General features: G+C 49.4%; 1 pseudogene. It reads right to left on the bottom strand.

The annotated features are described in order from the left end of the window. A pseudogene (locus tag ACMHXH_RS13390) lies at positions 1 to 233 on the bottom strand (IS4 family transposase); the annotation flags it as partial.

Below are 233 nucleotides of genomic sequence, written 5' to 3'. Positions count from 1 at the left end.
CTGTTCAATACCAAGTGACTGCTTAACTCCATCATGCAAACCATGCGAATTTGAGGATAGGCAGCATCACCAGAAGCGTTGGCAGTTTTGGCAAAAGCCTGATTGTTTTGCTCACTATCAGGTGTTCGCCACACGACACCATCGACCCCATAGAGGTTGAGCCCACACCAATGCGGATGCTCAGCTCTCTCATGCCAGGTCTTGGCACTTCGCTTAAACACATCCTGAACAAC

The organism is Shewanella sp. BJSY2023SW001, assembly GCF_047314685.1.
In the GTDB taxonomy this organism is placed as follows: Bacteria; Pseudomonadota; Gammaproteobacteria; order Enterobacterales; family Shewanellaceae; genus Shewanella; species Shewanella indica.
The sequence above is the reverse complement of the archived record's forward strand: the minus strand, read 5'-3'. Positions and strand labels throughout refer to the sequence as shown.